Annotated in this window: 17 protein-coding genes and 1 tRNA gene; 7 read left to right on the top strand and 11 right to left on the bottom strand. The window is 68.3% G+C overall.

The genetic code is table 11. The features are described from left to right. The first annotated feature begins 60 nt into the window (after positions 1-60). Entirely contained in the window at positions 61-1,545 is a 1,485-nt protein-coding gene (gene hemN, locus RS901_RS05580) for an oxygen-independent coproporphyrinogen III oxidase (RefSeq protein ID WP_316151853.1), read from the top strand. A 73-nt stretch (positions 1,546-1,618) separates the two neighbouring features. Here the strand turns inward: hemN and RS901_RS05575 are convergent, their stop codons facing one another. Then, positions 1,619-2,497 (bottom strand): c-type cytochrome, encoded by an 879-nt coding sequence (locus RS901_RS05575; protein WP_316151852.1) that lies wholly within the window; start codon positions 2,495-2,497, stop codon positions 1,619-1,621. 460 nt (positions 2,498-2,957) lie between these two features. Between RS901_RS05575 and RS901_RS05570 the strand changes: the two genes are divergently transcribed. Continuing rightward, positions 2,958-3,033: transfer RNA gene (locus RS901_RS05570), tRNA-Arg, on the top strand. Between the two features lie 70 nt (positions 3,034-3,103). Here the strand turns inward: RS901_RS05570 and RS901_RS05565 are convergent. Both RS901_RS05565 and RS901_RS05560 read right to left on the bottom strand, forming a co-directional pair. Next, complete coding sequence (locus RS901_RS05565; protein WP_316151851.1) at positions 3,104-3,679, bottom strand: cold shock and DUF1294 domain-containing protein; 576 nt, start codon at positions 3,677-3,679, stop codon at positions 3,104-3,106. Between the two features lie 61 nt (positions 3,680-3,740). Beyond that, positions 3,741-3,878: a hypothetical protein gene (locus tag RS901_RS05560; protein WP_316151850.1), complete on the bottom strand. Its 138-nt coding sequence runs from the start codon at positions 3,876-3,878 to the stop codon at positions 3,741-3,743. 205 nt (positions 3,879-4,083) lie between these two features. On the opposite strand from RS901_RS05560, the gene arfB reads away from it, so the two are divergent. Next, entirely contained in the window at positions 4,084-4,488 is a 405-nt protein-coding gene (gene arfB / locus RS901_RS05555; protein ID WP_316151849.1) for an alternative ribosome rescue aminoacyl-tRNA hydrolase ArfB, read from the top strand. Between the two features lie 9 nt (positions 4,489-4,497). Here arfB and htpX read toward each other — a convergent pair whose 3' ends face one another. Next, positions 4,498-5,376 carry a protease HtpX gene (gene htpX, locus RS901_RS05550; protein ID WP_316151848.1) on the bottom strand — a complete coding sequence of 293 codons (879 nt, stop codon included), beginning with the start codon at positions 5,374-5,376 and terminating at the stop codon, positions 4,498-4,500. Positions 5,377-5,501: 125 nt separating this feature from the next. Continuing rightward, positions 5,502-5,825 (bottom strand): hypothetical protein, encoded by a 324-nt coding sequence (locus RS901_RS05545; RefSeq protein WP_316151847.1) that lies wholly within the window; start codon positions 5,823-5,825, stop codon positions 5,502-5,504. 233 nt (positions 5,826-6,058) lie between these two features. On the opposite strand from RS901_RS05545, the gene RS901_RS05540 reads away from it, so the two are divergent. From RS901_RS05540 to RS901_RS05525, 4 genes are all read left to right on the top strand, one after another. Then, positions 6,059-6,514, top strand: a complete 456-nt coding sequence (locus RS901_RS05540; protein WP_013958354.1) for a Cd(II)/Pb(II)-responsive transcriptional regulator — start codon at positions 6,059-6,061, stop codon at positions 6,512-6,514. 163 nt (positions 6,515-6,677) lie between these two features. Further along, a complete protein-coding gene (locus RS901_RS05535) occupies positions 6,678-6,854 on the top strand; it encodes a hypothetical protein (protein ID WP_316151846.1) in 177 nt (58 codons plus the stop codon). Between the two features lie 197 nt (positions 6,855-7,051). After that, entirely contained in the window at positions 7,052-7,471 is a 420-nt protein-coding gene (gene rnk, locus RS901_RS05530; RefSeq protein ID WP_316151845.1) for a nucleoside diphosphate kinase regulator, read from the top strand. Between the two features lie 269 nt (positions 7,472-7,740). Then, a complete protein-coding gene (locus RS901_RS05525) occupies positions 7,741-8,154 on the top strand; it encodes a hypothetical protein (protein ID WP_013958352.1) in 414 nt (137 codons plus the stop codon). A 158-nt stretch (positions 8,155-8,312) separates the two neighbouring features. Here RS901_RS05525 and RS901_RS05520 read toward each other — a convergent pair whose 3' ends face one another. The 6 genes from RS901_RS05520 to hyi form a co-directional block, all read right to left on the bottom strand. Next, on the bottom strand, positions 8,313-11,459 hold the full coding sequence (locus RS901_RS05520) for an efflux RND transporter permease subunit (RefSeq protein ID WP_316151844.1): 3,147 nt from the start codon (positions 11,457-11,459) through the stop codon (positions 8,313-8,315). A gap of 403 nt (positions 11,460-11,862) precedes the next feature. Next, positions 11,863-12,756 carry a KPN_02809 family neutral zinc metallopeptidase gene (gene ypfJ, locus RS901_RS05515; protein ID WP_316151843.1) on the bottom strand — a complete coding sequence of 298 codons (894 nt, stop codon included), beginning with the start codon at positions 12,754-12,756 and terminating at the stop codon, positions 11,863-11,865. A gap of 234 nt (positions 12,757-12,990) precedes the next feature. Further along, positions 12,991-14,454, bottom strand: a complete 1,464-nt coding sequence (pyk, locus tag RS901_RS05510) for a pyruvate kinase (protein ID WP_013958349.1) — start codon at positions 14,452-14,454, stop codon at positions 12,991-12,993. Between the two features lie 108 nt (positions 14,455-14,562). Beyond that, positions 14,563-15,885, bottom strand: coding sequence for a glycerate kinase (locus RS901_RS05505; protein ID WP_316151842.1), 1,323 nt, complete (start codon positions 15,883-15,885; stop codon positions 14,563-14,565). A gap of 66 nt (positions 15,886-15,951) precedes the next feature. Further along, positions 15,952-16,866, bottom strand: a complete 915-nt coding sequence (gene glxR / locus RS901_RS05500; protein WP_010812149.1) for a 2-hydroxy-3-oxopropionate reductase — start codon at positions 16,864-16,866, stop codon at positions 15,952-15,954. A 57-nt stretch (positions 16,867-16,923) separates the two neighbouring features. Beyond that, positions 16,924-17,706, bottom strand: a complete 783-nt coding sequence (gene hyi, locus RS901_RS05495) for a hydroxypyruvate isomerase (protein WP_316151841.1) — start codon at positions 17,704-17,706, stop codon at positions 16,924-16,926. Positions 17,707-17,725 lie beyond the last annotated feature (19 nt).

The following is a 17,725-nucleotide window of genomic DNA, read 5'->3' as shown; positions in this document are numbered from 1 at the left end:
CGCGCCAGCGGCGGTGCAGCCCTACGATGGGCCGTCACACACCCATACCCCCGCGCCCCCATGACCCCGTCTGCCATGACTTCCCCTGCGCCCGACCGCCGCGCGCTGTCCGACTTCCGCGCGCTGGCCGGCCGCATCGACGGCAACGGCCCGCGCTATACCTCGTACCCGACGGCCGACCGCTTCCGCAACGGCCCCGACCTGTCGCTGTACCATGACGCACTGGCCGCCTGCCGGGCCGACGCGCCTGCGCCGCTGTCGCTGTACCTGCATATCCCGTTCTGCGAGAACATCTGCTACTACTGCGGCTGCAACAAGATCATCACGCGCGACCATGGCCGCAGCGCCCGCTACGTCAACTACCTGGGCCGCGAGATGGCGCTGGTGGCAGAGCGGCTCGGGCCGCGCCGCCAGGTGCTGCAGTCGCACTGGGGCGGGGGCACGCCGACCTTCCTCGACCCCGACGAGATGCGCCGCGTGATGGCGTTGCTGCATGAGCATTTCGAGCTGGCGGCCGAGGGCGAGCATTCGATCGAGATCGATCCGCGCCGCGTCGACCACGCCCGCATGGCGCTGCTGGCCGAGCTGGGCTTCAACCGCGTCAGCCTGGGCGTGCAGGACTTCGATCCCGAGGTCCAGCAGGCCATCCATCGCATCCAGCCCTTCGAAGAGACCCGCGCCGTGGTGGATGCCGCGCGCACGCTGGGTTTCCGCTCGGTCAGCCTGGACCTGATCTACGGCCTGCCGCACCAGACCGCGGCGCGCTTTGGCCGCACCATCGAGCAGGTGCTGGCGCTGCGTCCCGACCGGCTCTCGGTCTATAGCTACGCGCACCTGCCGCATGTGTTCAAGCCGCAACGCCGCATCGACGAAAACGCCTTGCCGCCCGCCGGCGAGAAGCTCGACATCCTGGTCTCCACCATCGAGCGGCTGACCGCCGAGGGCTACGTCTATATCGGCATGGACCATTTCGCGCTGCCCGACGACGACCTCGCCGTGGCCCAGCGCGAAGGGCGGCTGCAGCGCAACTTCCAGGGCTATTCCACGCACGCCGGCTACGACCAGGTCGGCCTCGGCATTTCCGCGATCGGCGCGATCGCGGGGCGCTACGTGCAGAACGCGCGCACGCTGGACGAGTACTACGGCGCGCTCGACCACGGCCGTCTGCCGCTGGCGCGCGGCGTGGCGATGAACGCCGACGACCACCTGCGGCGCGAGATCATCGGCGACCTGATGTGCAATGGGGTGCTCGATATCCCGATGCTGGAAGCGCGCCACGGCATCCGCTTCAGCACGGCCTTTGCGCCGGAGCTGGCCGACCTCGCCGCACTGGGCGCGGACGGGCTGGTGCAATGCGCGCCGGAACGCATCATCGTGACGCCGCTGGGCCGGCTGCTGGTGCGGCGCGTGGCGATGGTGTTCGACCGCTACCTGCGCGAGGATGCGGTGCGGCCCGCGGATACTGGTGCCCAGGCCGCTGCCGCCAACGATGGCGCGCAGCCGGTGCGCTTCGTGCCGCGGGCGCGGTACTCGCGCGTGGTGTAGCGGCCGCGCAGGCGGTACGGACGAAAAAAAGCCCGCGCAATGTGCGCGGGCTTTTCGTTTGCTGCGGGCGGACTTACTTGGCGGCGCTGGCCATATAGTCAGAGGCGGCGATCACGTCCGCGTCCGGGCCGGCGTAGCCACCCTTGGGCGGCATCACGCCCTTGCCCTTGAGCGCAAAGTTGTGGACCGCGTCCATGCCTTCCTTCAGGCGCGGCGCCCAGGCGGCCTTGTCGCCAAACTTGGGCGCACCTGCCACGCCGGCGGCGTGGCAGGCGGCGCACACCTGCTCGTAGACTTTCTTGCCCACGTCGGCCGAAGCGGCCGGCGCAGCAGCGGGTGCGGCGGCAGCAGCTGCGGGAGCTGCCGGTGCAGGCGCGGCAGCGGCGGCCGGAGCGGCGGCAGCTTCAGGGGCCGCGCCGGTCGCCGGAGCGGCGGCTGCCGGGGCAGCCGGCTCCGGGAACTTGGCGCCGCCGGCGTCGGCCATGTAGACCACGGCACGGGCCAGTTCGTAGTCGGCGTAGTCGTCCGGCGTGGTGCCGGCGCGCGCGACCATCGCGCCCTTGCCGTTCATCACCGACTTCATCAGGCCGTCAAAGCCCTGGCCGATGCGCGCGGCCCAGTCGCCGGCGTTGGCGTACTTGGGTGCGCCCGCGGCGCCGGTAGCGTGGCACGCGGCGCAGATTTCCTTGTAGACCTGCTCGCCCGTCTTGAAGACGCGCGGCGCGTTGGGATCCTTGATTTCGAGCGAGGCGACCGGCTTGATGCGGTCGTTGACGGCTTCCGCCGTGGTGGCAGCTCCGGCGCTTTCCGTCGAGCCGTGTCCGACAAAGTTGACCAGCAGAATGATCACGATGATCGGCACCAGGAAAGCCGCGATCACGACTGCGATCAGCTGCTTCGGGGTTTTGATGGGAGACTCGTGTTCGTGGTGTTCGTTGTGGACGTCGCTCATACAGAACTCTCAGTTTTGCAGGAAACCTTCTGGCCGCTTACGCTCGGCTTGCTTATTCTGGCCCGGTCTGGTCATTCACTGACCGCTGTCCGGCCCCATCCGGACCGCCCGTGCTGCCTGCGGCCCTTGCCTGACTTGGGTCTGTCGCTATTTGCGCGCTGCGGACTGTCTCCCGGACCGGGCCTGATTGTCGCCGACAACAAGCCGCGCGGCCTTGACCCCGGTCGACTCATTGCATCGGCGGTGTGGCGGGCACGATTTGACGCAAATAGCTGGCGATTATAGCGCCAAAGGCCCCCCGCCAGTGCCAAAAAGCGGCGGTTGCGAGACGTTCCCTGAAGCCTCTGGCGGGCCCGCATGGACGGCACGGGGCAAAAGCGGTATCCTATGCGACTTTCCTGCGGCGGCACTCGCTCGCCGCAACCGCTGTACCCACAAACCGGTTGCAAAACCGTCCTGTGCGCCCGTAGCTCAATGGATAGAGTACTGCCCTCCGAAGGCAGGGGTTGCTGGTTCGATCCCAGCCGGGCGCGCCAAATTTCTTCCCGATATGTAGTGCGATGATGCTGGTCGCGGACACGCGTGCCGGGCCGAAGCCCGATACCGTCATGCAGCCAGCGCGGTCTTCCATAGCACCATCGCGCCGATGTTCAGCCCGACGGTTCCCCAGAAAATTGCCTGGAACGCCGCCTTGCGGTTCTTGTGCCGAAGCAGATGTTGGGCGGCCAGCGCGCCTGGCCAGCCGCCGCAGAGCGCGAGCAGGTGCAAATGGGCTTCAGGGATGCGCCATGCGTCGCGGCGGGCGCGCGCCTTGTCCTCCTTGTAGGCCAGGAACGCGATGATGCTGGCGACGAGGCTGGCGATGCCGACCTGCCGGGGCAGATAGCCACCGAGGGCGCAGGCGGTGATGACCACCAGAGCCGCGAGGCCGGCCAGCGCTGGCAGCCAGCTTGCCTCTTCGGTGTGCCTGGGCGCGCCGGCCATGGCAACGTCAAGCGCCTGTATCCGGCCATCCTTCCCCCTAGCGAGTTCGAAGCTGACTCGGTCGCCGGGCTTGGGCGTCACGGCGCGCGTTTGCAGTGCCGTGATGTGGAAGAAGACATCTTTCGTGTCCGCGTGGACGTTGATGAAGCCGAAGCCCTTCTCGGGATGCCACGATTTGATCCGACCCGCTTTTCGCATATCTTTGCCGCGTGTTGGTATGAGGCAGCAAGTGTAGGCGAAGACCTGCGGCCGGCCACTGTCAGTTCGTTCCGGCGGGAGCCGGGGCGCTTCCCGGCGCGGGCTCCGGCACGCGATCGTCGCCGACCACCCGGTTGCGGCCGGCCGCCTTGGCCGCGTATAGCCGGCGGTCCGCGATTTGCTGCATGGTGTCGCCCATGCCGGACACGCCGATCGATACCGTGAACTGGATATTGCCCTTGCCGGTCGCGTCGGCGGTACGGCCAGCGCCTGACCGTCGATGCCGCCGACAGTCCCATCGTGACCCAGCGCGGCACGCGCAACCAGGTCACTTATGGCGTCGGCATCGGTTACGCGTGGCGTTAGCGCGCAGCGGGCGCAGAGGCGCTTGCTATGATGCGGCCATGACCGACGACATCGTCATCCCCCATCACGAATACCTGATTACGGCGATCCGGGCGCAGGGTGCGGGCGGCCAGAACATCAACAAGGTGTCCAATGCCGTGCACCTGCGCTACGACGTGCATGCCTCCTCGCTCGCGCCCGACCACAAGGAGCGCCTGCTGGCGCTGCACGACCACCGCATCACGCGCGACGGCGTGGTGGTGATCAAGGCGCAGCAGTTCCGCAGCCTCGACCAGAACCGCGACGAAGCGGTGCGGCGGCTGCACGAACTGGTGCGCAGCGTGGCCACGCCGCCGCGCGTGCGCCGGCCCACGCGGCCGACGCTGGCCTCGCGCCGGCGCCGGCTGGACAGCAAGAGCCAGCGCGGCCAGGTCAAGTCGCTGCGCGGCCGGGTGTTCGAATAGTGTCTGGTATCAGCGCGCCGATTGCAGCGCGGCAATCCGCTGCTCGATCGGCGGGTGGCTGGAGAACAACGCCATCCACGACTTGCCGCCGGCAATGCCCATCGCCTGCATGTTCTGCGGCAGGCCATCCGGCTCCAGGCCTCCCAGGCGACGCAATGCCGCCACCATCGGCGCGGGCGTGCCCATCATGCCGGCCGCGCCCGCATCGGCACGGAACTCGCGGCGGCGCGAGAACCAGGCCACGATGATGCTGGCCAGGATGCCAAACACGATTTCGCAGACGATCACCGTGACCATGTAGCCGATGCCCGGGCCGCTCGATTCCTCATCGTTCTTGCGCAGCATCGAATCGACAAAGTAGCCGACCACGCGCGCCAGGAAGATCACAAACGTGTTGACCACGCCCTGGATCAGCGTCAGCGTGACCATGTCGCCGTTGGCCACGTGTGCGACCTCATGCGCGAGCACGGCTTCGACTTCTTCATGGGACATCGATTGCAGCAGGCCGGTGGACACCGCTACCAGCGAGCTGTTCCTGGTCGCGCCGGTGGCGAAGGCATTGGGTTCGCCATCGTAGATGGCGACTTCCGGCATCGGCAGGCCGGCGCGCTGCGCCAGCTTTTCGACGGTCTGCACCAGCCACAGCTCGGTGCTGGTACTGGGATGGGTGATGACCTGCGCGCCGGTCGACCATTTGGCGATGGTCTTGGACATCAGCAGCGAGATAAAGGCGCCACCGAAGCCCATCAGGGCGGCGAACGCCAGCAGCGTGCCCAGGTTCAGGCCGTTGGCGGTCAGGAACCGGTTCACCCCCAGCACGCTGGCGGTGATGCTGAGGACAAGCATGACGGCGAGGTTGGTCGCCAGGAAAAGCAATACGCGTTTCATGTGTGTGTGGAGCAGTGGTGTGTAGGGCGGTACAGCCAGGATGCGGACGGGCCGCAGACGCGCGCCGCACGTTCAGGCGCGGCACGCAGGAACAGGCGGGCACGGCCAGGCCGCGCCGGTGGGACTCAGGCGCTCGGCGGACGCGGCAGCCGCGGCAGGTCGGGTTCGGGCAGCGGGGCGCCGGCATAGCGCGGCGGTCCGGCGCGGCCGTCCCAGGCGGCCAGGCGCAATGGAGATGCCGGCAGCAGTTGCTCGGCAAGGTCGGCGCCGGGCTGCCACTGCGGCTCGGCGGCTTCGGAAGCGGGTGACGGCTCGCCCGTTGCGGCGGTTCCGGCAGCGTCGTCGTTGCCGATGCCGGCCGCTGGCGCGGCCGACATTTCGCCGGTGACCACCACGGTGTGCGCGAACGCTGCCGCCCAGCCCGGCAGGGGCAGGAAGGCCAGCATCATGACCAGCAGGAGTAGCCGGAGGGAGCGCACGAAGGGGGACGGATTATCGGTAGATGTGGAAGGAATTCTACAGGATGCGGCATGGCGCAGGCGCCGCCCGCGGGGCCCGTCGCACGCCGGCGCCCCCCATTCAATAAGTGCTGCATCTGGCACCCTGGCAAGACCCGCCGGACTGGCCTACACTATCGATAACCCTGTAGTAGTTACAGGGTATAAAGCGAGGACCATGGATCATGCGCATCGGCGAACTCTCCCGTACCAGCGGCTGCGATGTCGAGACCATCCGCTATTACGAACGCGAAGGCCTGCTCGACGCGCCGCGGCGCGAGGCCAACGGCTATCGCCGCTATGACGACGGTCACCTGGTCCAGCTGAATTTCGTGCGCCACTGCCGCTCACTCGGCATGGGCCTGTCGGATGTGCGGCGGCTGCGTGAGTTCGAGCGCAATCCGTCGCAGGACTGCGACGACATCAATACGCTGCTGGACCGCCAGATCGCGCAGATCCATGCGCAGCGGGTGGCGCTGGAGGCACTGGAAGGGCAGTTGCGCGCGCTGCGCGAGACCTGCCACCACCACCAGCCTGCCAGTGAATGCGGCATCCTGCAGAACCTGCAGCAGGCCGCCGCCGGCGCGGCCTGCGAATGCCATGCGGGCGCGCACGAGGCCGGGCATGCTGCCAACGGGTGACGCGCGCAGGCGCGTCGCTATGCTACGATGGCTGTTCCCGTGATCGCACCACTGCGGTGCACGGGCCCGGCGGCGGCGCAGCCAGTGAGCGACGTAGCGAGCAACGACTTACGCGGCTCGCCTGGTCAGAGCACTATCCGCTGCCCCTTATCAAACCTTCCGCATGACCATGACTGATCGCCTGACGCCGATGCCCGATGCGCCTGTCCGCCTGATGCGGACCGGCCGCGCGCAGGCGTTTGCGATCGCCACGGCCAACATCCTGCCCCAGCGCGCCACGCGCGCGGTCTCTCCCCGCCGGATCAGCGCACCGCCTGATTCCGCCCGGTTCCCAGCCTGATTCGTCTCCATAGCGGGGCCCGGGCCGAACCGGGCCCGAGCCAGCGTTTTCAGTTTTTCCGGCCACTGCCGCAAGGCCCGCGCCGGATTCGTTGATGTCCGCGCTGCTGCGCAAACGCCAGACCTGCCAGACCTGACCGCCGCCGCCTGCCATGCTGGCCGGGCCGCGCCAACCACCTGACTGCCGGAGGACCCGCCATGACGGCCACCAAAACGAATACCGCCACCCTGTACCTGACCGAACTCGACGTGACCCGCCTGGAGCGCATCGCCAGCCGCGCCGGCTCGGCGCAGCTTGAGGACATGCTCGACAGCCTGCTGGCGCGCGCCACCATCGTCGCGCCCGAAGAGATCCCGACCGACGTGGTCACCATGAACACGCGCCTGGTCTGCAACCTGCCGGGCGAGCAGGCCCCGCGCAACTGGACGCTGGTGTACCCCGACTCGGCCGACTTTGATGCCGGCCGGCTGTCAGTGCTGTCGCCGGTGGGCCAGGCGCTGCTGGGCGCGCGCGCCGGGCAGACCGTCAACTACCGGCTGCCTGACGGCCGCGAGCAGCAGGTGAGTGTCGCCGGGATCGCGTTCCAGCCGGAAGCCAGCGGCCAGTACACGCTTTGAGCCGCATCCCGGCCACCTGAGGCGTGCTGCCGGGTTCACGCGGGCGCGTCCTGCGCCGCGTGTGCCTGGCGATCCATCGACACCATTCATCGGCAAGCCAGTCGTTTCACGACTCGCAACGCACCATTCGTCGCAGCGGTATTTCTGCTTGCGTGGACTGTGACTAATCTTCAGTCCGTGCTCGCATCGCAACATAGATTGCAGAGCGGCCGGAGTCTTATCCCGGTCCATACAAGAAAGAACGACGAAATCAGTTGAAGGAGTCCCAAATGATCGCCAGACGTATCCTTGGCGGCGCGCTCGTGTTCGCGGCTGTCGCCGCGTCCGCTGTGGCGTTGGCTGCCCCCGCTGCCAGCAAGGTTGGCAAATTTGATGTGTATGCCGATGCGCTGAAGGCCGGCAAGTACGATGTGTATACGGACGGCGCCAAGCAAGGCAAGTTCGATACCTACACGGACGGCGCCCGCACTGGCCGCTTCGACCCGTACTCGGAAGGCTCGCGCCGCGACGGCAAGTTCGACAGCTTCACCGAAGGCTCGCATAGCTTCAGCGGCGAGATCTCCAAGCAAGGCAAGTTCGATACCTTCAGCGAAGGTACGCACACCTTCACCGGTGATATTGCCGATCGAGCGCTCGACAATTCCCGCTCGGGTGACGGTTCCCTGTACGGCTATCGCGTCTGATCCTCGCAGGTCTTCCCAAAGACCTGGTGCGGCCACTGCGGTGGCCGCAAGTTTTCTCTCCCGCCTGCCCGGCTGACCTCCTCCTCCTTCTCTCTTCGCCAGGCAGGCGCTTTTCTCTTCCGTCGGCTCGTGACCGCGTCAGCGCGCAGGCATGCCCCTCATGCCGAAGGCGGCTGCGTGGCGGTCGCGTCGTGTCCGGGTTCCGGCTGCGCGCGCGGCAATCTGCGCGCGATCGCTGCATAGAGCAGCGGCACCGCCAGCGTACCCAGCACCGTCGCACCCAGTATGCCGCCCAGCACGCCGGTGCCGACCGCCTGCTGCGCACCCGCGCCCGGGCCGGTGCTGATCGCCAGCGGCACCACGCCCAGCACAAAGGCCAGCGAGGTCATCACCACCGGCCGCAGCCGCTGGCGCGCCGCGCGCGTGGCGGCCTCCACCGCGCCCATGGTGCCCGCACCGCTGCGCCGCAACTGCTCGGCATATTCGACGATCAGGATCGCGTTCTTGGCCGCCAGCCCCATGATCACCACCACGCCCACCTTGAAGTAGACGTCGTTGGGCATGCCGCGCAGCCAGATCGCCGCAGCCGCGCCCATCAGGCCGGTCGGCACGATCGCAATCACCGCCAGCGGCAGGGTCCAGCTTTCATACAGCGCCACCAGGCACAGGAAGATAAACAGCAGCGACAACGCGAACAGCCACGGCGCCTGCGTGCCGGTCTGCTCCTGCTCGAAGGCGCGCCCGGTCCAGCGCACGTCGTATTCCGGTCCGAGTTCGCGCACCAGTTCGGCCAGCCGCGTCATGGCCGCGCCGGTGGTGTAGCCCGGCGCCACCTCGGCATTGATGCGCACCGAGCTGAAGCCGTCGAAGCGCTCGAGCGTGACCTCGCCGCGCCCCCATTCCAGCGAGGCGAATGCGGCCAGCGACACCATCGCGCCCTGTGCGTTGCGCACGTGCACGCGCGCGAGCTGATCCGGCCGCATGCGGAAGGGCGCGTCGGCCTGCAGGATCACGCGCCGCACGCGGCCCTCGCGCGCGACTTCGTCGATATAGCGCGAGCCCAGCGTGGCCGACAGCGTGTGGTGCACGGTATCGGCATCGACGCCGAAGGCTTCGGCCTTGCGATAGTCGATCTTCAGGTCCAGCGCGGGCACCGGCTGGCCGGTGGTGGCGCGCACCTCGCCCAGCACCGGGTCTTGCCTGGCGCGCTCAAGCAGCTTGTCGCGCGCGGCGAAGAGCGCCTCGCGTCCCACCGGCTGGCGCGCGACCAGGCGCATGTCCAGGCCACCGATGCTGCCCAGTTCGGGCAGCGCCGAGCTGTTGTACGCAAACAGCTGCGCCGCGCCGCGTCCGGGCCAGGTTTCCAGCCCGGCCGACAGCCGCTCCAGCACGGCCTGGGCCGTGTGCTTGCGCCCGCGCGCCTTCCAGTCGGTCAGGCCGATAAACAGGCTGGCGCGCTGCTCGCCGCTGCCGCCGCTGGACCAGCCCAGCACGGCAAAGCTCGAATGCACCGGGTAGTGCTCGTCGCGCATCCACTGTTCCAGCCCGGCCACCAGCCGGCGGGTGTCGGCCTGCGTGCTGCCGGCGGGCAGCTCGATATCGACCACGATCTCGCCGGTATCCTCTTCCGGCAGGAAGCCGCTGGGCATCTTCCACAAGGCGTAGCCGCATGCCAGCGTCAACGCAAGGTAGACCGCCAGCCAGCGCAGCCGCCTGCGCTGCAGCGCCTGCACCCAGCCGGCATAGCGCCCGGTGAAGACGGCAAAGCGTGCATCGAACCAGGCCAGCGGCCCGCGCGCCGGCGCCGCGCTGTGGCGCAGTAGGCTGGCGCACATGGCCGGCGCCAGCGTCAGGGCGAAGAACAGCGAGAACGCGATCGACACCGCCAGCGTCACCGCGAAGTGCCGGTAGATCACGCCCACCGCGCTGCCGAAGCACGCCATCGGCACGAACACCGCGCACAGCACCAGAGTCACCGCCACCAGCGCGCCCGAGACCTCGCGCATCGAGCGCGACGCGGCCTCCATCGCGCCCACGCCGTCGGTGCGCATGATGCGCTCGACGTTCTCGACCACCACGATGGCATCGTCCACCAGGATGCCGATCGCCAGCACCACGCCGAACAGCGTGATCACGTTTAGCGACAGCCCCAGCGCGTACAGGCAGGCGACCGTGCCCAGCAGCGACACCGGCACCACGATGCACGGGATCAGCGTCGCGCGCAGGTTGCCCAGGAACAGGTACAGGATCAGAAACACCAGCACCGTGGCTTCGACCAGCGTCAGCACCACGCGCGAGATCGACGCCTGCACGAAGGTGGCGCCGTCATACGAGATCTCATAGCGAACGTCGCCCGGAAAGCCCTTGCTGGCGGCATCGAGCGCCGCGCGCACGGTGCGCGAGGTCTGCAGCACGTTGGCACCGTCGGCCAACTTCAGCCCGATCGACGCGGCATTGCGCGTGTTGAGCGTGGAGCCGTAGCGGTAGTCGCTGGCGGCCAGCTCCACCCGCGCCACGTCGCGCAGCAGCACGGCCGAGCCGTCGGTGGCCGCGCGCACCACGATGCGCCCGAACGCCTGCGCATCGCTCATCGGCGCGGGCGGGCGCACGATGGCCTGGAACGGCTGGCCCGGCACTGCCGGCGCGGCGCCCAGCTGGCCCGGCGTCACGTTGCCGTTGCGCGCGCGGATGGCGGCCTCGACCTCGGCCGTGGTCAGGTTGAAGGCATGCAGCTTGTCGGGATCGAACCAGATCCGCAGCGCGTATTCGGCGCCATACGGTTCGGCCTTGCCGATGCCGGGCAGGCGGCGCAGCAGCGGCAGCACCGAGCCGGCGGCAAAGTCGCCCAGCGCGGTCTCGTCCAGCTGCCCGCTGTCGGACACCAGCGACACGTACATGAAGGCGCTGCTGCTGGCCTGGTCGACATAGACGCCGCCGCGGCGCACCGCCTCGGGCAGCAAGGGCTCGGCCTGCGCCACGCGGTTGCGCACGTTGACCTGCGCCAGCTGCGGGTCGGTGCCCTGGCGGAACCCCAGCGTCACCGTGGCGGTGCCGCCCTCGCTGCTGGAATCCAGGTAGAGCAGGCCGGGGATGCCGTGCATCTGCTGCTCCAGCACCGCGGTGACGCGGTCCTCCACCGTGCGCGCGGACGCACCCGGGTAATCGGCATAGATGATCACCGTGGGCGGCGCCACCGCCGGGTACTGGGCGATGGGAATCCGGTTCAGGGCCACCAGGCCCGCTACCACGGTCAGGATGGCCAGCACCCAGGCAAACGCCGGGCGCTTCAGGAAAAATGACGCCATGTCAGGTCAGGGCTGGCACTGGCGCACGGCAAGTGAAGATCGGCCGTGGCTCCGGTGCGGTTGGAACGGAACGGCTTGGGTGTGGAGACGCCGCAAGGCTCAGCGGCAAGAGGCGGCAAGCCGCGGCAAAGCTGGGCCGATGTTGCCGGCGGGGCCGCGTGTCGGGTCGCCTGTCGGTCAGGGGGCGCGTGGCCCGTCGACCGGGGCCGGCGTGCACCGCGGCGCGTGCAGGGGTCCTGTGGGGAGAACCCGGCGCTGCGGCAGGAAGGATCGGTGAGGATCGACGCCGGCGACTGGCCGTCGTAATGCGGCCTTGCCGGCGATTATAGACAGGGAACGGAGGCCGGGCAACGCAAACGTCACATTGCCGGCACCCCTCAGACGTCGGGGGCGGAGCCCGCGCTTACAGGTCGCGCGAGGCGAAGGTATCGCACTTGCGGAGATCGCCGGACTCAATGCCGCGGCGCAGCCAGCGCACACGCTGCTCGCTGGAGCCATGGGTAAAGGCCTCCGGCACGACATAGCCCTGCGACTGGCGCTGCAGCCGGTCGTCGCCGATCGCGGCGGCGGCCTTCAGGCCTTCTTCGACATCGCCGGGCTCCAGCAGCTGCTGGTTGGCGCGCTGCGCGGTGGCGGCCCAGACACCCGCCAGGCAATCGGCCTGCAGCTCCATGCGCACCGACAGCTGGTTGGCCTGCGCCTCGCCCATGCGGCGGCGCGCGCTGTCGACCTTGTCCGATACGCCCAGCAGGTTCTGCACATGGTGGCCGATCTCATGCGCGATCACATAGGCCTGGGCAAAGTCGCCGCTGGCGCCGAAGCGCTGGCGCAGCTCGTCATAGAAGGCCAGGTCGATATAGACCTTCTGGTCGCCGGGGCAGTAGAACGGGCCCATCGCCGACTGGCCGGTGCCGCAGGCCGTGGGCGTGGCGCCGGAGAACAGCACCAGCGTGGGGGGCGCATAGCGGCGGTTCAGCTGGGTTTCAAAGATGTGTTGCCAGGTGCGCTCGGTATTGCCCAGCACCTTGCGCGTGAACACCGTCATCTGATCCGTTGCCGGCGGGCGGTTCACCTGATGCTGTTGCTGCTGCTGCGGGCCGGAACCTTGCAGCACCGAGGCGCCCTGCATGATCAGCATCGGGTCGATGCCAAAGAAATAGGACGCTGCCAGTGCGATGACGATCGTGCCGATGCCAATGGTCTTCGGCCCGGCGCCGAACCCGCCGCCGAATCCGCCGCCGAATCCGCCGCGGCGGTCTTCAACGTTCTGGCTTTCGGCTTCGTCATCTAGGCGCATGGGGGCTCCGGGATTGGGGGTGTTTGAGTTGGAGGGGGGCAATCAGTATAGCAATCCGGGGAGTGGGTGCTGCTTCCGCCATCAGCCAGCCGCATCCAGGCGCACAACAAAAAAAACACCACCCACTCACCCTGACGGGCAACGCAGGCGGTGTGCGGCAAAACAAAGAAACCGGGTTTGCACCCGGTTTCGTCATGACCTGAACGTTCCGGGACGGGAACGCAAGCAGCGCTGTCAGGCCAAGGCAGCCTCACGCGCAGCCGGTGCAGTTGCCACTGCGCTGGCGCCAACTTCAGCCACGCGCAGCAGGTTGGTAGTCCCGCCTTGCCCGAACGGCATCCCCGCGGCGATGGTGATCTGGTCACCCGGCACGGCATAGCCTTCGGCCACCGCCGCGCGCGTGGCGGCTTCGACCATTTCATCCACGCTCTGCACATCCGGGCTCACGGTGGAGTGGACGCCCCAGGCAATGGCCAGGCGGCGCGCGATTTCCAGGTTCGGCGTGATGCTGACGATCGGCGCGCACGGCCGCTCGCGCGCGGCGCGCAGCGCGGTGGCGCCCGAGGACGTGTAGGTCACGGTCGCGGCGGCGCCGATGATCTGCGTGACTTCGCGCAGCGCCGCGCAGATTGCATCCTGGCGCGTGTTCAGCGGGGTCTCGTGCTGGGCGTCGAGCAGGTTGCGGTACAGCGGGTCGCGTTCCACCTCGGTGACGATGCGGTTCATCATCGACACCGCCGGCACCGGGTAGCGGCCGTTGGCCGACTCGGCCGACAGCATCACCGCGTCGGCGCCTTCATAGATGGCGCTGGCCACGTCCGACGCTTCGGCGCGGGTCGGCACCGGCGAGTCGATCATCGATTCCAGCATCTGCGTGGCGATCACCACCGGCTTGCCCAGCTGGCGGCACACGCGCAGGATGCGCTTCTGCACGCCGGGGACGCGCTCGGGCGGCAGTTCCACGCCGAGGTCGCCGCGCGCCACCATCACGGAATCGGACACGCGCACGATCTCTTCTAGCTGCTGCAGCGCGGCCGGCTTCTCGATCTTGGACAGGATGCCGGCACGGGTGCCGACGATCTCGCGCGCTTCGACGATGTCGGACGGGCGCTGCACGAACGACAGGCCGATCCAGTCCGCGCCCAGCGCCAGCGCGAAGTCCAGGTCCTTGCGGTCCTTCTCGGTCAGCGCGGGGATGGGGATCACGGCGTCCGGCACGTTCACGCCTTTGCGGTCGGACAGCGTGCCGTTGTTGACCACGCGCGTGGTGATGGTGCCGGTGGTCACGGCTTCGATCGACAGGCGTACCTTGCCGTCGTCGATCAGCAGCGACTGGCCCGGCTGCGCGGCGGCGAACAGTTCGGGGTGCGGCAGGTAGACGCGGGTGCCGTCGCCCGGGGTAGGATCGCTGTCGAGCACGAACACATCGCCCGCGCGCACCGCGACCTTGCCGGCGGCGAAGGTGCCGATGCGCAGCTTCGGGCCCTGCAGGTCGGCCAGGATCGCGATCGGGCGGCCGGTCTCTGCCTCGATCTTGCGCACGGCGTCGTAGCGCGCGCGGTGGTCTTCGTGGGTGCCGTGGCTGAAGTTCAGCCGGAACACGTCGGCGCCCGCCTCGAACAGTTCTCGGATCACCGCGATGTCGGTGCTTGCGGGTCCAAGCGTGGCAACGATCTTCGCTTTGCGCTGGCGTCTCATGATGTCTCCTCTTCCATTCTCGGACGGCGCGCCACGTGGCGCGCCGGGTAATGCTGTTCAGGTGAACGACTGCTTCGGTACCGCGGTACTGCGCTGACGACCGCAGGCCTACACAATCAGGATGGCGCGGAAGTCATTCACGTTGGTGCGGGTCGGGCCGGTGACGATCAGGTCGTCCACGCCGGCAAAGAAGCCGTAGCCGTCGTTGTTGTCCAGGTGCGCGCGCGCCGACAGCCCGCGCGCGGCGGCGCGGGTCAGGGTGTCGGGCGACAGCAGCGCGCCGGCGTTGTCCTCGGAGCCGTCGATGCCGTCGGTGTCGCCGGCAATCGCGTGCACGCCGGCCAGGCCGTCGAGCGCCACCGCCAGCGCCAGCAGGAACTCGGCATTGCGCCCGCCGCGGCCCTTGCCGCGCACGGTCACGGTGGTCTCGCCGCCGGACAGGATCACGCAGGGCCTGCTGAACGGCTGGCCGCGCTGCGCGACCTGGCGCGCGATGGCGGCGTGCACCTCGGCAACTTCGCGGGCTTCGCCTTCGATGCAGTCGGACAGGATGTGGGCCTCGTAGCCGAGTTCACGCGCGCGCGCGGCCGCGGCTTCCAGCGATTGCTGCGCGGTGGCCAGCGTCACGTTGCGGTGGCCTTTGAAGCGGGCATCGCCGGGCTTGGGCGTTTCGCCGGCGCCGCTTTCCAGGTGGGCGCGCACGTTGGCGGGGACTTCAATGCCGTACTTGGCGATGACGGCCAGCGCGTCGGCGCAGGTGGTCGCGTCGGGCAGCGTCGGGCCGCTGGCGATCAGGGTCGGGTCATCGCCGGGGATATCGGAAATCAGCAGCGTTTCGACGCGTGCCGGGGCGCAGTGCAGCGCGAGCCGGCCGCCCTTGAGGGCCGACAGGTGCTTGCGCACGCAGTTCATCTCGCCGATGCTGGCGCCGCTGCGCAGCAGCGCCTTGTTGACGGCCTGCTTGTCGGCCAGCGTCAGGCCTGGCGCGGGCGCGGCCAGCAGCGCAGAGCCGCCGCCGGAGATCAGGCACAGCACCAGGTCGTCGGCGGTGAGGCCTTGCACCAGTTCCACCATGCGCTGCGCGGCGCGCGCACCGGCTTCATCGGGAACGGGGTGAGCGGCTTCGACAACTTCAATCCGTTGGCACTCGGCGCCATGACCATAGCGCGTCACCACCAGGCCCGACAGCTCGCCTTGCCAGTTCGCCTCGACCGCCTGCGCCATCGCGGCAGCGGCCTTGCCGGCGCCGATCACTACCGTGCGGCCCTTGGGCGGCGTGGGCAGGTGCGGCGGCAGGCAGTGGCTGGCGCTGACGGAAGCGACCGCGGTGTCGAACAGGTCGCGCAGCAACGCGCGCGCGTCGGACTGTCCGGGATGCGCTGCGGCGCGCTGGGGCGAGAGCAGGGCGGCTTGAGGTTCGGTGGCGAGCATGAAAAGTCCTGGTGCTGACGGGGAAAGCTAGTCGTCCCCGCTGGGCGGGGACGACGTGGTTGCTGCTTACTTGGCGATCTGGTGGTTAGACATGATCTCGATCGCGCGGCACAGGGCCGAATGGTCCTGCTTGCCCAGGCCGTTGGCGGCGCAGGTGTTGAACAGCTCCTGCGCGGTAGCGGTGTTGGGCAGTGCCACGCCCAGGGCCTTGGCACCCTGCAGGGCCAGGTTCAGGTCCTTCTGGTGCAGCTCGATGCGGAAGCCCGGGTCGAAGGTGCGCTTGACCATGCGCTCGCCGTGCACTTCCAGGATGCGCGAGGCCGCAAAGCCACCCATCAGCGCCTGGCGCACCTTGGCCGGATCGGCGCCGGCCTTGGAGGCGAACAGCAGGGCTTCGGACACGGCCTGGATGTTCAGCGCCACGATGATCTGGTTGGCCACCTTGGTGGTCTGGCCGTCACCGTTGCCACCGACCAGCGTGACGTTCTTGCCCATCAGGTCGAACAGCGGCTTGACCTGGTCATAGGCTTCCTGCGGGCCGCCGACCATGATCGTCAGCGAAGCCGCCTTGGCGCCCACTTCACCGCCCGACACCGGCGCGTCCAGGTACGAGGCGCCCAGCTTGTTGATGCGCGCGGCGAAGTCCTTGGTCGCGATCGGCGAGATCGAGCTCATGTCGACCACGATCTTGCTGTGGCTGGCTTCCTTGCCGGCGGCCTTGAACGCGGCGGCCACGCCCTTTTCGCTGAACAGCACGGCTTCCACGTGCGGGGTGTCCGGCACCATGATGACGATGATGTCGGCACGCTTGGCGACTTCCTCGGCGCTGGTGCAGACGGTCACGCCTGCATCGACCAGCGCTTGCGGGGCCGGGTTGACGTCATGCACGAACAGCGTGTGGCCGGCGGCGCGCAGGTGGCCCGCCATCGGTGCGCCCATGATGCCCAGGCCGATGAAGCCGACGTTGCGTTGGTTTGCCATGTTGATGTCTCCTTGAATGAGATTAAGTCTGTCTTGGTTGGCGTAGGTGGTAACCCGTTACTGCACGCCGTGCTCGGCGCGCCAGCCCAGGCCGGCTTCGGTGGTGGTCTTCGGCTTGTACTCGCAGCCGATCCAGCCGTTGTAGCCGATCTCGTCCAGGAACTTGAACAGGAAGTGGTAGTTCAGCTCGCCGGTCCCCGGTTCATTGCGGCCCGGGTTGTCGGCCAGCTGCACGTGCTTGATCTTCGGCAGGTTGGCCTTGATGGTGTTGGCGATCTCGCCTTCCATCCGCTGCATGTGGTAGATGTCGTACTGCACATACAGGTTGGGCGCATTGACCTGGTTGATCAGGTCCACCGCCTGCTGCGTGCGCGACAGGAAGAAGCCGGGAATGTCGAAGGTGTTGATCGGCTCGATGAGCAGGTCGATATGCTCGGCGGCGAGCGCGCTGGCGGCGAAGCGCAGGTTTTCCACCAGCGTTTCCTGGGCCTGCTCGCGCTTGACGTTCTGCGGCTGGATGCCGACCAGGCAGTTCAGCTGGCGCACGCCCAGCACCTTGGCGTACTTGATGGCCTCGCCCACGCCGTCCTGGAACTCGCCGACGCGGTCCGGGTGGCAGGCAATGCCGCGCTCGCCCGCTTCCCACTTGCCGGCGGGCAGGTTGTGCAGCACCAGGTCCAGCTGGAAGCGGTTCAGGCGGTCAGCGATCTGGTCCGCGTGGAAGGCATAGGGGAAGAGGAATTCCACACCGCGGAAGCCCGCGCGCGCGGCGGCTTCGAAGCGGTCGAGAAACCCCACTTCGTTGAACAGCATGGTGAGGTTGGCCGCAAGTTTAGTCATGAGTCTCTCCGGTTTAGTT

It is taken from the genome of Cupriavidus sp. BIC8F, assembly GCF_032465815.1.
In the GTDB taxonomy this organism is placed as follows: domain Bacteria; phylum Pseudomonadota; class Gammaproteobacteria; order Burkholderiales; family Burkholderiaceae; genus Cupriavidus; species Cupriavidus necator.
Note: the sequence above shows the minus strand (reverse complement) of the source record. Positions and strands in the feature narration are given on the sequence as shown.

Excerpts from the sequence above, each read along its gene's own strand:
- RS901_RS05575 (WP_316151852.1), bottom strand. The coding sequence starts at position 2,497 with ATGAGCGACGTCCACAACGAACACCACGAACACGAGTCTCCCATCAAA.
- RS901_RS05520 (WP_316151844.1), bottom strand. The coding sequence starts at position 11,459 with ATGGCGTCATTTTTCCTGAAGCGCCCGGCGTTTGCCTGGGTGCTGGCC.
- RS901_RS05525 (WP_013958352.1), top strand. The coding sequence starts at position 7,741 with ATGATCGCCAGACGTATCCTTGGCGGCGCGCTCGTGTTCGCGGCTGTC.
- pyk (WP_013958349.1), bottom strand. The coding sequence starts at position 14,454 with ATGAGACGCCAGCGCAAAGCGAAGATCGTTGCCACGCTTGGACCCGCA.
- RS901_RS05560 (WP_316151850.1), bottom strand. The coding sequence starts at position 3,878 with ATGGGCGACACCATGCAGCAAATCGCGGACCGCCGGCTATACGCGGCC.
- RS901_RS05540 (WP_013958354.1), top strand. The coding sequence starts at position 6,059 with ATGCGCATCGGCGAACTCTCCCGTACCAGCGGCTGCGATGTCGAGACC.
- RS901_RS05535 (WP_316151846.1), top strand. The coding sequence starts at position 6,678 with ATGACCATGACTGATCGCCTGACGCCGATGCCCGATGCGCCTGTCCGC.
- hemN (WP_316151853.1), top strand. The coding sequence starts at position 61 with ATGACCCCGTCTGCCATGACTTCCCCTGCGCCCGACCGCCGCGCGCTG.
- hyi (WP_316151841.1), bottom strand. The coding sequence starts at position 17,706 with ATGACTAAACTTGCGGCCAACCTCACCATGCTGTTCAACGAAGTGGGG.
- ypfJ (WP_316151843.1), bottom strand. The coding sequence starts at position 12,756 with ATGCGCCTAGATGACGAAGCCGAAAGCCAGAACGTTGAAGACCGCCGC.
- RS901_RS05505 (WP_316151842.1), bottom strand. The coding sequence starts at position 15,885 with ATGCTCGCCACCGAACCTCAAGCCGCCCTGCTCTCGCCCCAGCGCGCC.
- glxR (WP_010812149.1), bottom strand. The coding sequence starts at position 16,866 with ATGGCAAACCAACGCAACGTCGGCTTCATCGGCCTGGGCATCATGGGC.
- RS901_RS05565 (WP_316151851.1), bottom strand. The coding sequence starts at position 3,679 with ATGCGAAAAGCGGGTCGGATCAAATCGTGGCATCCCGAGAAGGGCTTC.
- RS901_RS05545 (WP_316151847.1), bottom strand. The coding sequence starts at position 5,825 with ATGATGCTGGCCTTCCTGCCCCTGCCGGGCTGGGCGGCAGCGTTCGCG.
- htpX (WP_316151848.1), bottom strand. The coding sequence starts at position 5,376 with ATGAAACGCGTATTGCTTTTCCTGGCGACCAACCTCGCCGTCATGCTT.
- arfB (WP_316151849.1), top strand. The coding sequence starts at position 4,084 with ATGACCGACGACATCGTCATCCCCCATCACGAATACCTGATTACGGCG.
- rnk (WP_316151845.1), top strand. The coding sequence starts at position 7,052 with ATGACGGCCACCAAAACGAATACCGCCACCCTGTACCTGACCGAACTC.